The organism is Pedobacter nutrimenti (assembly GCF_032678445.1).
Lineage (GTDB): Bacteria > Bacteroidota > Bacteroidia > Sphingobacteriales > Sphingobacteriaceae > Pedobacter > Pedobacter nutrimenti_A.
In genome coordinates this window covers 64997-77830 of the sequence record NZ_JAVTSQ010000008.1, presented here as the reverse complement: position 1 = coordinate 77830, position 12834 = coordinate 64997, and the positions used below count along the sequence as shown (strand labels likewise).

At 39.9% G+C, this 12834-nt stretch carries 7 protein-coding genes; all 7 read right to left on the bottom strand.

Features of this window, described 5'->3' with window-relative positions; translation table 11 throughout:
- Nucleotides 1-11: 11 nt before the first annotated feature.
- Nucleotides 12-3317 (bottom strand): TonB-dependent receptor, encoded by a 3306-nt coding sequence (locus R2S08_RS15510; RefSeq protein WP_316836001.1) that lies wholly within the window; start codon nt 3315-3317, stop codon nt 12-14.
- A gap of 143 nt (nt 3318-3460) precedes the next feature.
- Nucleotides 3461-4624, bottom strand: coding sequence for a FecR family protein (locus R2S08_RS15505; RefSeq protein ID WP_316836000.1), 1164 nt, complete (start codon nt 4622-4624; stop codon nt 3461-3463).
- 76 nt (nt 4625-4700) lie between these two features.
- Complete coding sequence (locus R2S08_RS15500; protein ID WP_316835999.1) at nt 4701-5300, bottom strand: RNA polymerase sigma-70 factor; 600 nt, start codon at nt 5298-5300, stop codon at nt 4701-4703.
- 347 nt (nt 5301-5647) lie between these two features.
- Nucleotides 5648-6631, bottom strand: coding sequence for a metallophosphoesterase family protein (locus R2S08_RS15495; protein ID WP_316835998.1), 984 nt, complete (start codon nt 6629-6631; stop codon nt 5648-5650).
- Nucleotides 6632-6735: 104 nt separating this feature from the next.
- Nucleotides 6736-7182: a DUF5018-related domain-containing protein gene (locus tag R2S08_RS15490; protein WP_133779666.1), complete on the bottom strand. Its 447-nt coding sequence runs from the start codon at nt 7180-7182 to the stop codon at nt 6736-6738.
- Between the two features lie 33 nt (nt 7183-7215).
- Entirely contained in the window at nt 7216-9162 is a 1947-nt protein-coding gene (locus tag R2S08_RS15485; protein ID WP_316835997.1) for a RagB/SusD family nutrient uptake outer membrane protein, read from the bottom strand.
- A 35-nt stretch (nt 9163-9197) separates the two neighbouring features.
- Nucleotides 9198-12755 (bottom strand): SusC/RagA family TonB-linked outer membrane protein, encoded by a 3558-nt coding sequence (locus R2S08_RS15480; RefSeq protein ID WP_316835996.1) that lies wholly within the window; start codon nt 12753-12755, stop codon nt 9198-9200.
- Nucleotides 12756-12834 lie beyond the last annotated feature (79 nt).

Below are 12834 nucleotides of genomic sequence, written 5' to 3'. Positions count from 1 at the left end.
ATTCTTTTATATTAAAAATTAAGAGATAACCCAAAATTGTACACCTTTTGTTGTGGATAAGTACTGCCAATGCTTCCGCTTCCATATTCAGGATCTGTAAGAGTAATTTTAGACCATGTATGAAGATTTTGACCATTCGCAAACACCCGCACACTTTGTAAGCCAATTCTTTTAAGAAAAGCCTGAGAAAAAGAATAGCCTATTTCAACATTCTTTAACCTCAGGTAGTTTCCATTTTGCAAAGTGAAAGTGGAGATCCGGCTGTTATTAGGATTAGAACCAATATCAATTCTTGGATAAGTGGCTGTAGAAGCCGTTTCCGGAGTCCAGCTTCCTAAAAATGCTTTTAAAACGGTACCCTGGCTAAAAAATGGCGTATAACCAAATGAATCAAAATAAGCAGATGAGTTGGCAGAACCTTGAAACAGTACGCTTATATCGAAATTTTTATAAGATAAGTTTAGCGTAGTTCCATATTGTATTTCCGGCACAGAACTATAGCCAATAGGAACCCTGTCAAAATCATCGATCCGTCCATCGCCATTTATATCTTTATATTTTAAATCTCCCGGAATTACACGGTTGGTAAATGTTTGAACGGGGCTAGTGTTAATTTCCTGCTGATTCTGGAAAAAGCCTTCGGCAATCAAACCAAAGGTTTGCCCTACCCTTTGTCCTATACCCGATTGATAGGCATATTTGGGTACAGCCTGGTTGTTGTCCAGTACTTTATTTCTGTTAAAACCAATATTGGCCAATACATTAACTTGTACTCCCCCAAAATTCTCACGTATACCAAGTTCTGCTTCAATACCTTTATTTACAACTTCGCCTTTGTTGATTGGAGCAGTTGTAGGGAAACCGGCTAAGCCAGGTGCCAAAGGTGCTACTAAGATATTTTTTCTGTTTTCCTGAAACAAATCGAGATTAAAACTAAACATGTTATTAAACCATTTTGATTCAATACCAATATTCCTTTTGTATCCTTTCTCCCAGGTAATGTCACTATTGCCAATAAATGTTTCCTGCAATCCGCCTACGCCCGCCGGAGGGTTTCCGAAAGTGGTTCCGGTACCGTCAGAGTAATAACCGTTATATAAAAATCTGCTGCTGTAGCTGTCATTACCGACAATACCAAACGAACCCCTAAGTTTTAAGAAGGAGATGAATTTAACTCTGTCTGTAAAAAAATCCTCGCTGCTCACGATCCAGCCAATTGCACCTGCAGGAAAGAATCCAAAGCGCTTGCCGGGAGCAAAATTTTCAGAACCATTGTAAGCGTAAGTAGCTTCGGCAAAATACTTATTCTTGTAATTATAGGTGGTACGACCTTGCAATCCTTGTAAACCAGAGGCTATTGCTACGTTACTAAATGATTTTTGCTGGCTGTAAAAAATCGTGCTGGTTACATTGTGGTCTCCAAATGACCTGTCATAGCCTAAATTTGCCCGGTAAGTTGAAAATCGGCTCAGGCCGTAAGCACCGCTCACCGCACCTAATTTAGTTGCAGTATTGATACGTGTATAGGAGCCATTTGCATTGTATTGGAATGCATCATAACTTTTGGACCGGGTTTGATCCTGTGCATAATTGGCATCGTACGAAAGGGACATGGTAGCCGATAAGCCTTTAGTTAGTGCATCCAGTTTCTGTGTAAGCATAAATGTCCCTTGTTGTCTGCCCGCATAATTAATCACATAACCCACATCTGCCAGCTCAGCAACCGGATTATTCTTTACTGTTGGGTAACCACCCCAGGTTCCGTTAGGGTTTTTTATAGGAAATGCATTTGGTGCAAATCTAACTATCGAAAAAAATGGTTCATTTGGATAGGCAGGTCTGTTAAGAGAGCCAAAACTGCCGGATAAATCCAAACGCACCAGGGTTGTTTTTGTAACATCAATATCTACATTAGCCCTGAAATTATAACGCCTAAACACTTGATCGGATGGATAAGGCGTATCGAATTTTTTATAAATACCCTGTTGTGAAAGGTATCCTGCCGAAACAAAAAAGCGTGCAAAATTTGATCCTCCGGTAATAGTCAGATTTTGCCTGTTCATCAATGACCTCTTTTTTAATAAAAGGTCTGCAAAATTATTATCCGGGTATAAATAGGGATCCGTGTGGTTCTTATAACCGTCAAGTTGTTGTTGGGTATAGGTTAAGGGCGTTCCATTATTTTTATTTGCCTGATTGTACAACAAGGCATATTCATAAGAGTTGACCGTCTCCGGTATCCGCGTAGGGGTTTGAAAACCGAATTGCGATGTAAAGTTAATACTAGGTGCTTTTGCTGATGATCCCCTTCTGCTGGTAATTAATACAACACCATTAGCACCACGCATCCCGTAGATGGCCGTAGCTGTAGCATCCTTTAGAATACTAACACTTTCCACATCGTTTGCATCTATATCATTTATCGTTCGACCCTCAACGCCATCGACCACAATTAAAGGGCTCGAATTGTTTAGAGAGGCAATACCCCTGATGTAAAGTTGGGCAGCATCGTTACCATTTACGCCCGGTGCTCCACTTCTTTGTATGGCAACCAGACCTGGTAACCTTCCGGCCAGTGCATTTGAGATATTGGCAACAGGACTTTGTTTTAATTCTTTAGTAGAAATGGAAGAAATTGCTCCAATTACACTCGCTTTCTTCTGAGTACCTAACCCCACAACAACAACCTCGTTTAATCCCTGTGTATCTTCCAGTAAAGTGATGCTCAGTTCTGTCTGAGAATTTAACGTAATTCTTTGCGGCACATAGCCCATCATAGAGATGATGATGACATCACCAGCTTTAACATTTTTCAATAAAAAGTTACCTTTATTATCCGTCAAGCCTCCATTATTTGTACTTTCCACCTTTATATTAACGCCTGGCAATGGATTACCGTCTTTATCTAATACTTCACATTTAACAGCATTAACTAAAGTGGCCGGCTGCAACTTTTGCAATTTTTCCTTCAGCCAAACGGCTTTAGCTTCTAGTTTATAAGTGATGGGCTGGTTTGCAAAGGAGATTTCCAGAACCTCTTCTATACTGGCATCTCTAACATTAATAGTTACTGGTTTAGCGTGTTTTAGAAGTTTGTTATTGTATAAAAAATCATATCCGCTTTGCATTCTTATCTCTTCTATGATTTGATGCAAGGAAACTTCGGTTTTGTTAATGGTAATTTTTTGCGCAAAACTATTTGCACTTACCTGCATAATTACTGCAGTTAGCAATAAAACAGTTAATTTCATAGCCAGCAAAATTTTATTCCAGGTATGACGATAACGGGCATACCTTAATTGTAAGTTTAAATCCATAAATTTGAATTGTTGGGTTTAGGTCTAAATGGTTCAAGTCATTTTTTATTCCGGATTTCCGGAAGGGTAAACTCAATATCAGGTTAAAGATGTTAGCGCATCTTTAACCATTTTTCAGATTACCGTTTGTAGGTTGTGCAGGTCTATTTTGTTACAATAATCTTCCTCCCTTCTATTTTAAAGTGTACATCTCCATTATACTCCAGCATTTTCAAAATGCATGAAATGTGCCTCGACCTTGAAATTTTTCCGGAAAAGGTCAGGTCGGGCGCAAATTTATTTTGATAGATAATTTCTACATTGTACCAACGGGCAATTTTGGCCATAATATTTTCCAAATTGTCATTGAATTTGAAATCACCATTTTTCCATGCTATGATCTCTTCCAGGTCTACATTATCCAATAGTTTTATTCCAGACGGGTTAACTTGTGCTTGTTGACCAGGCTTCATGATTTGATATTCTCCATGGGCAGATATTTTTACTGCGCCTTCAAGCAAGGTTGTTTTGATGGCTTCCTCATCTTCATAGGCCATAACATTAAAATGTGTACCTAAAACCGCCACTTGTTGTTGTTCTGTTTCGACAATAAATGGATGTATTTTATCTTTTGCTACTTCAAAATATGCCTCCCCCCGGAGTTTGACTCTACGTTCTTTAAGTGCAGTAATATTGGTTGCGTAAGTGATGCTTGAGGCTGCGTTTAAGATCACTACAGAACCATCCGGAAGTTTTATTCCGTAGGTTTCTCCCTTTGCGGTCGACAAAGTATTTACTTGCCCTTCTCTGTCGGCTGCATCCAGAGGCTGTTTGATTTCATAAGTAATCTGGCCGTTTGCCGTTTTCGAAATGGTTACTCCGGATTCTTTAGCGAGTTCTCCGTTAACCGCATCAGATAAACGGATTTTCTTTCCATTTGCCAGCATTAACGTTGCCCCATGCTTGCCGGGAACAATAGTGTTACTGGAATTAACTTTAGCAACCTCCTGCCTTCTGTTATACTTATTGTAAAATAGCCCTGCACCGGCTATCAAAATTATCGATGCAGCAACTGCTATTTTTGACCACAGATTATTTTTTTTTCCAGATTCTGGTTTTTCCCTATTAATTCTGTCAAATACTTGTTTTTCGATCCTCGCTTTTATCAGATCAGGCTGATCTTTATATTCTCCTGACAATTCAACGAACTCATCCCGGTGCTGCTCATACCAGGTATTCAGTTCCTGCATTTCCTGTTGACTGATCTGACCACTGCGCCATTTATGCGCAAGTGTTTTGATATAGTCTACCGGGTTTTTATTTTCCATTTTTACCTCTTATTTTCTGCATAGCCAGAAAATAATTCAGTTACCCTTAGTCGTGACTAATATTTTTTTAGATATTTTATAATTTACGCTGGAGATGGTTCAGCAATAGAATAAGAAAGAGCAAGTTATTCAAGGTCAACTGACCTCTAATGTCTTTCAGTGCCTTTGTTAGATGCGCTTCTACTGTTTTTTCCGAAATATGAAGTTCAGTTGCAATCTGTTTATTTGTTTTACCTCCTTCACGGCTCAGTCTATAAACAATCTGACATTTTTCAGGCAGTTGCTTAATAGTACTTTCCAGCTGTCTGAACAATTCCTTTTCCAGCAGATGATCATCCATATAGCCAACCGCATTCTCGATGGTATCTTCACTTACGTCCGTTGTTTTGATCCTGCGGTATTTCTTATCAAGGAGGTTAAGTACCTGGTATTTTATAGCTACGGAAAGATAGGTACCAAGCGTATATTTCAGTTCAATTGTCTCTCTTTTTTTCCATAAGTTATAAAATACATCCTGTACACATTCTTCGGCTTCTTCCAACACATTAAGACGATTCATTGCTACCGCGATCAAGCGCTGCCAATAACGTTCTATAATTTGTTTCAAAGCCATTTGCTCACCATTTTTCAGGGCGGTAATCAATTCTTTATCTGAAAGTTTCTGATATAATAACATGCTATATTTCCTGATAATTGACGATTAGATTTTAGCTTCTGCTTTGCAGCGAACGCTGTTCAAAGACCTATCATTGCCAATCGGCACTTTACGTGCTATCCGCTAGTGCAACGGCTTTTTCGTCAAGCATGGTTGTAATTTTCGGGTTATATTTGTAAGGCCAATTTATAGGATAAAGCACCAAGTAATTACAACTATATTGTCTAATGATGACACTATATTATAGCAATAAAAAACCCAGTCTCCACCAAATCCAGTCTGCACCCAAGAAATATGTTTTACCGGGCGAACCTCAGAACCTGTAAGGATCAGAGAGCCCGGTAAAACATATTTTCACAAACCTATTTTTACGATTTAACAACAATCTTCCGCTTACTTATAAACGGTACAATTTCTTTACCAGCAGATATTCCCGTTGCATCAACATAATTCAACTGTTCAGGCGATTGCCCTACCCAATTACTTTTTCGGCCTTCAATATGGATAGTGCCGAACGAAGGATCAATAGTTAAAGTAGTAAACAAAGCATCCTGATATGGGCAAGTGCTAGATATCCATGGGTGGGAAGTATGAATTTCCTCCGAATAGCTATCATGCTTATACTTACTTCCAACCCAAAAATAAGAAGCCGAGTTAATGTGAACATAATTGATCCCCTTAATCAGCAACTGGCAATCAATATGCGTATGACCATTTATAGCCAGTAATATTTTATCAGAAGCAGCACTTAGAATATCCTGTATTTCCGCAGCATTATCTACTGCAAGAGCACCAGCAAGCGGCTGATGACAAACAATAACAATAGGCTTATTTATTTGCTTCAGTTGCTGTTGCAACCATATTTTTTGCTCATCATTAATATAAGACGGGTACCCACCTTTGTGAGTAGGCGAACCTTTATCGTTCCCATCTAAAATGATGAAACACACACCGTTTATTTCTTTGGTATAATATCTTGCCGGCATTTTCCAGTAACGCAGACACTGCTCCTTGGTATGTCCAGAATCCGTATCGTGATTACCAATTACATGAAGCGCAACAGGATGCGCGTTATTGAATTCATCAATGAGTGCTTTATTTTTATCATTAGGGTAAGCAAAATCACCCATTTGCATGATAAAATCAGGATTGACTTTTTTCATATGACTTAAAAAAATCTGTAATCTTTCAGCACCATTATGAATCACATCCTGGTGTAAATCGGTAATCAGGCCAGCTTTTATCGCCTTGGCCTTTTCGGGAAACATGGCCATAACCGTACCTGGAATTTGTAAAACAATACCTGTGGCAAGCATGCCGCTTATAAATTCTCTTCTATTGAATGTCTTCATTGTTTATAAAAATAAAATTGACCATTGAGGGGAAACAGATAAAACGACAACAAAGAGGTGATCACATTTTGTAAACACCTCTTTGTTAGGTTAGGTATACCTGTTTAAGGTGCTACCGAAATATAAATAGTCCAATCTCTTGTAGTACCATCTGCAGAGTATGCCCTATACACAAACGGACCTTTCGAGAAATCGGAAACAATACCAGCAGTAGGTGCGCCGTTCAGGGGTTCTATTTTCTTTGCCGAGTGGGTAAATCGGATACCCATTTTTGTCAGATCTGTTCCCTTTACGGCAACAATCGTTACAGAGGCCTTGCTTTTGTCAAGAACATTTGAAGTTAGCGTTACGCCAACGTCTTGATAGCCTGTTACAGGTTCATTGTAGCCCAGCTGATTTTTGACTTCTACTAAAGTAAACAAATTTACACCAGTAATATAAGCGTTATCACCCCATGCACCATCATTCAACTCTACCCTGGGTTTCATACAAGAAGAGAATGCCACCAGGACAAATAAGGTCAGCGCATATAATATCTTTTTATGTTTCATAATTTATAATTTAATGAATAAAATTTGATAGGATTAATTCCATCCGGGATTTTGGCTTAGTGTCGCATTGTTGGCTTGATAAAGCTTGATTTGCTGTAATGGAACGAAACTTAAATAGTCTCTTCCCGGATTGATATAGAGACCTCTGCCCCCTGCTTTGAAATCAGCTATTTTAAACCAGGGGTTTATTCTTCCATTTACAAATCTGTCTACGTTATTGCCTGTAACCAGATTAAATTCGTTCTTCACATAGCCATCTTTTCTGATTTGACTATATAAGGTTGGGTCAGAGCCCTTGTCCAGAGCAACCTGACTAGCTGAGCGATTGAAATAATCAAGGGATTCTTGTAATAGTGCACCTTTTGGCTGATAGCCATTGATTACTTTTTCATATACAGCCCATCTTTTCAAATCATCCAAACGAAAGCCTTCCAGGGCAAACTCTACGGTTCTCTCCCTTCTTACTTCATTCAGAACAGGGGTTGAACCTGGATCAAATCCAAGATCTTCCCGATACGTTCCAGCCGGGATAGCGTTCATATTCAAAGGCGTCATCCCTACACGGCTTCTGATTACATTTACCGTCTTGTCAATATCGGCCTGGTTGATTGTTCCCAATATGGCCTTAGCCTCTGCAAGTGCCAGCAGGCTTTCTTCATACCGCATCAAAACGTCATCAGTCTCCCCTTTTGTTGCTTCTTGTGCAAAAACAGCCCCTTTAAAGTTCCTGTATCCAGTAGAAGTAAAACCAATACTCGTATAAGGAGCCTGAGAGGCGATAATTGGATATCTAAATGGATCGCCATCGCCACCACGTCCAGGCAATTGATTCAGCGGACCTCTGTCTGGAGTCCACACCGTTTGCCTGAACCGGGGATCTAAAGTCGTGCTGAGTTGATTCAGCGTACTAATATAAGATCCGGAAGATACTTGTGGCGTACCGTCGTTATTTAGATAGACATCTATCAAGTGATCGGTAATAGATGGGCCGGAATCAAGGATTTTGAAAAAGAAGTTATTGCTGAGTGTCAGCAAAGAGGCATCGTACACTTTATAAAGAAATACACCATCAACATTTGATGCATTCTTTTGGGCAAATAATTGATTATAGGCCATCGTTTTGTCGCCACCAGCGGTATATATTTTTGCACCATACCTGCTGATCAGCTGTGATACTGTTGGTTCTATCATTGCCAGAAATTCCATACCATCTTTACCTGGCATCGCATAAGGAGTCCCTTTTTTACCGTGGTAATATTCCCAGGAGCCTTCGTACAGTGCTACTCTCGCTTTCAGAGTAAGGGCAGCTTCTTTATTCACTCTACCAGCAATAGCACCCTGACCTTCACCTTTCCAGTTTAACTTTGCTATGGCCAGGTCCAGATCTGCTATAATTTGTTTAGCAACCTCATACCTTGATGCTCTGGGCATTAAAAGTTTTGACAGATCACTATCATCAAGTGCCTCAGTTATAATGGGTACTCCCCCGAAAGTTTTCAGCATGCTGAAGTAGTCCCATGCCCTGAAGAAATATCCTTCTCCAATGTAATGGGTGGCTGCATCTGTTTTTTCGGCGTTCAGGTTAGCATAGTGCAGAAAATAGTTATCTGATCTGATGTTGGAATAGCCTCCAGTCCAACTGTCATTTGATGAGCCCGCAACTGAAACAGCATCCCATCTGTACAAACTACTCGTTACAGTTGTCTGTATAATCATCATATCCGTATTGGCATCTAAAGCCACATTACTGTTTCCGCCAGATGTTGTACCCGTTCCATTTTGTGTATTGTATTGAGGAGCCAAACGGCCATAGAATCCATTGACAAATATTTGAAGATCGGATGCCTTTTTAAAGAAATTTTCCGGGTTTACCGCATCTAGGGGGTTTTTATCCAAAAAATCCTTTTTACAAGCAGCCAGGTTCATCAACACAAAAAGTGCCAATATAACCTTGCTCGATTTACTGATGTAAGCTTTCATCTCGTTTATATTATTGTATAAAGTGATCAATGAGTTTATAAGTTGATATTCAATCCAAGGGAGTAGTAACGCAATGGAGGATAACCGTTAACACCGCTGCTTAATAGTTCCGGATCGTATTTAATAAAAGATTTCGAATAGATAAACCCTAAGTTTTCTCCGCTTAAATACACATTGGCTCTTTTAATTCTAGCTTTCTTTAACCACGATTGAGGTAAGTCATAACCCACCGTAACATTTCTGATCCTCAGATTAGCCAGATTTAACATATACCTATCCGTTGCCGATCCACGTCCTGTATTAAAAGCTGGAAAAAAAGCATTTGTATTGTCTGGACTCCAATAACCCAATTTAGTACTTTCTTCAAATGCTGGTGTGTAAAAATACGCAAGGTCGCTACCTGCTTTGGTTCCCCACACCCACTCTGTACTGTTATAGACACGCCATTGCAGCACACCTTCCAGCACTGCCGAGAAGGAAAAATTGTTCCAGGAAACCGATGGCATGATTGAATAAGATTTGCGGGGATAACTAAACCCGGCTTTATCCAGATCACCACGGCTATACCAAAAATCACCAGTTCCTGAATTGATATAACCATCACCATTGAGGTCCTTATACATGATATACCCTGGATAGTTATAGCCTGATGGTAATGTTCCTTTTTTAAGGTCAGCCGTATTTTGAGCAATTCTTGCTACATCATACACATAATTTTGACCAAATTGCTCACCTGGTGTCCAGGTTCCAGATACCGAACCTAATTTGTTCGCATAATACTCTGTAACGTATCCAATGTAATCGCTCATGTTAATTTTTAAGGAATAATTCAGTGGTTTCCTTGCGACCTGAACCTTGTCATTCCAACCAACTGAAAGCTCCCATCCCCGTGTTTCAGAAACAGAATTGTTTCTTGGCGGCGCTGTAGTTCCCAATACCAGCGGAAGCGGATCAACAGGACCTACCTGATCCTTTACGGTACGTTGGTACCATTCATAAGACAGATTTAGCCTTCTTTTAAATGCAGAAACATCTATACCTATATTTAAAACGGTGGGTTTCGCCCAGGTGAGGTCTGAACTAACCAAACCGGGTGCTGTGGCCACATTAGAATAACCTCCTCCTAACAGCAGATTTTTATTCACCGACATTGCAAGTGTAGAGATGTAAGTGTAATAGTTGCTAGCACCATTCGAAGCTAAATCACCAGAGGTTGACCAGGAAACCCGGGGTTTAAATTCTGAGATCAGATTTTTCAATGGCCAGAAATTTTCTTTGGCCGCATTCCAGGCACCGGATACCGAAGGGAAGAAACTCCAGCGGGATTCTGGTGCAAAGCGTGAACTCGCATCTCCTCGACCGGCAAACTTGACCATATATTTCTCCATATAATCATAGGTAATAACTCCATAGTAACCCAAAGTACTCCAGGAGTATAATTGATCACTTGCCTGCGGGTTGTTCGCTGCAGCACTAAGCGCAGGAATCAAATCCTGTGCAAACAGGTCTGTTTTGCTGCCTGTTAGAGACCTATAGTTATTTTCCTCAGACTGTGCCCCAAATTGAGCAAATAAATTATGCTTCTCCCCAAATGTCCGCTTATATTGCGCACTAATTTTTGCCATCTGGTACTCCTGTATGCCATCTGTTTTTGTGATGCTGCTTACATTGGCCGAACGATTGTTTTGGATTTTGGTACCGTCAGGTAGTTCCGTATAAACAATTTTATCTGTTTTTGTATACTCCGTATAGCTTTGTCTTCTTGAATAGTCTGCATTGATCTCAAAGTCTTTAAAAGGCTTTAAGGTAGCTCCACCGTTCAATACAATTTCATTTCTGGAGTTGGTGATCAATCCCCCATCGCCCAGAATACCTGCAGCACCCAATATCCAGGAATATTGATTGCCTGAAGGTACTTTAAGCGGCGTAGCAAAGTACTGCATCATACTGCCAAAGATGGTATCATAATTCGCAATCGAACCGCCTCCAGATAGATAATTCGGGCCTTGATTAACCTGTCTTACATAATTAACATCCGTTCTGAAACTCAACCAATCTGTAGCTGTGTAGTCTAACTTGGTTTGAAAATTATATCGTCTGGCATAATTTAAATCACCCTTTAAAAGACCTTTAGTATTATTATAACCAAAGCTCGAAAAATAACGGATCTTGTCGCTGCCGCCACTAATATTCAGGTTATGCTGCTGACTGACATCGTAATTGTTAAAATAGGTATCATAAAGCTTTGTAGTCGCAAAAGACTGCTCTCTTGTCCAGTTCTTAAAGCCGGCATTGGTGGTTGGAAACTGTCCGTTTTCAATATATGATTGTGCTTTATCTCCGAATTGAGTTCTTAGATCGTCAAAAGCAGGATTGCTCCAGTCTTTGTTTAACCAAGCCTGCATCCTGGCTATTGTAATTGGATCTACACCGTCTGTTCCCGTTCCATTGGGTTGTCCGTTCCGTTGAGCGATATTGATATAGCGTGCCCAATCCGGAGAATTTGGCTGGGTTGGCGCAAGTACCATAACGCCAATTTTTGTGTTCTCAGAATAGTTGACCGATGCTTTGCCTGATTTGCCACTTTTAGTTATAATGAGGATTACCCCATACGGCGCGCGCGAACCGTAAATGGCCGTTGATGCACCATCCTTTAACAACGAAATACTCTCCACATCATTAGGATTAACATCCTGAATAGGTCTTTCTACTCCATCAACCAATATAAGCGGCGCGGCACTGCTATTGATAGAAGTAAAACCACGGATATTGATCGACGGGGTAGTTTCTGGCGCACCACTTGACATCCTGATATTTAATCCAGGCGCCAGTCCGATCAATCCATCTGTAACGGTTCGGATTGGTCTGTTTTCAAGATTCTCTCCACTGATGGTCTGCACAGCATCGGTAAGACTGCTTTTTTTAACTTTACCATAAGCTGTAACCACTACTTCGTTTAAGCTTTCCTGAGAAACAGTAAGCATTATAGAGCCATTTTTAACGTCTCCTGCTGATATTTCCCTGTTTTGAAAACCTACAAAAGAAATCACTAAAATAGAAGCACGATCTTTTACATGAATAACAAACCCACCATCACCATCGGTGTGGGTTACATTCTTCGTGCCTTTTTCAACCACACTTGCCCCTGGCACAGGCAAACCCTTTTCATCCACTACTTTACCTGTTATTCTTTCAGAAAGCAGACCAAAGGGATTGAGTAAGTCAAATTTCTTTTCTTTTTCTTTGATCAGCACGGTTTTATCCGTGATCTGATATTCAAGAGATTGATCTTTGAGACAGATTTTCAACACCTCTTCAAGAGTTGCATCCTTTACATGTATACTAAGCGATTTAGCTTCTTTTAAGACCTTCTTATTATAAAAAAAATCGTAATTGCTCTGCGCTCTGATTTCATTAATAATTAACGACAACGGTGCATTTACTTTATTGAGGGTTATCTTTTGTGCGAACGTACCCGCACTTACCTGCATTATGGCCATTATCAGAAAAAATGTAGTAATCTTCATCACCAGCAGAAATTTGTAAAAAGCATGGCGGTTCTCTCCATACCTGTTATGTAAGTTTAAATTCATAAATTTGAATGTTGGGTTTCGATTTGATTCTTCGTTAAATTTTTATTCCGACTTATCGGAATGGGTAAACTCAACATCC

Excerpts from the sequence above, each read along its gene's own strand:
- R2S08_RS15495 (WP_316835998.1), bottom strand. The coding sequence starts at position 6,631 with ATGAAGACATTCAATAGAAGAGAATTTATAAGCGGCATGCTTGCCACA.
- R2S08_RS15505 (WP_316836000.1), bottom strand. The coding sequence starts at position 4,624 with ATGGAAAATAAAAACCCGGTAGACTATATCAAAACACTTGCGCATAAA.
- R2S08_RS15510 (WP_316836001.1), bottom strand. The coding sequence starts at position 3,317 with ATGGATTTAAACTTACAATTAAGGTATGCCCGTTATCGTCATACCTGG.
- R2S08_RS15490 (WP_133779666.1), bottom strand. The coding sequence starts at position 7,182 with ATGAAACATAAAAAGATATTATATGCGCTGACCTTATTTGTCCTGGTG.
- R2S08_RS15500 (WP_316835999.1), bottom strand. The coding sequence starts at position 5,300 with ATGTTATTATATCAGAAACTTTCAGATAAAGAATTGATTACCGCCCTG.
- R2S08_RS15485 (WP_316835997.1), bottom strand. The coding sequence starts at position 9,162 with ATGAAAGCTTACATCAGTAAATCGAGCAAGGTTATATTGGCACTTTTT.
- R2S08_RS15480 (WP_316835996.1), bottom strand. The coding sequence starts at position 12,755 with ATGAATTTAAACTTACATAACAGGTATGGAGAGAACCGCCATGCTTTT.